Here is a 565-nt window from a genome sequence, read left to right on the forward strand (position 1 = left end):
CAAATCTACTTGGGCAGGTACACCCGACGGCAACGTTTTTGCAGACTCAGGTAAATCAACTTCTGCTAGGTACATCAATCGTGAACGTTCTTCTTCGGTTAGTGCGAAGTAGGGCGTGAATGAAGGCTCACTAGCCACCCAACGAACGGTGCCTTGTAATGGACTCTCAAGACCATCGACATTCACCGTCACGGTTTTCCCAGGAATAAACCCGATTCGATAATCGGCAGGAACATACACTCGCGCATACGGCACGCGGTTGGCTTGAATCACGGCAACCACACCGTTCACTGGTACGCGTTCGCCAAGATTGTAAGGCAAATTATCGAGCGTACCGTCACGCGTGGCCGTGATGGTGAGTTCTGCCAGTTTTTGCTCTTGCAACGCTACTTCGGCTTTTGCCGCCATTAAAGCGGCTTTAGCTTGTTCGATGTCTTCGAGGCGAGAACCTGCGGTGAGCTTACTGAACTCTTCTTTTGCTGAGTCTAATTCGGCTCTCGCCGAGTCCCTTGCCGCAAGAGCGGAATCTTTTTCGGATTGACTGATGAGTTTTTTACGCACTAGT

Annotated in this window: 1 protein-coding gene; it reads right to left on the reverse strand. The window is 50.6% G+C overall.

The window, feature by feature from the left end:
* Positions 1–565: HlyD family secretion protein (locus R7O13_RS29465; RefSeq protein WP_318305540.1), on the reverse strand; the 565-nt coding region annotated here is incomplete at both ends.

The organism is Vibrio sp. Y176, assembly GCF_033438945.1.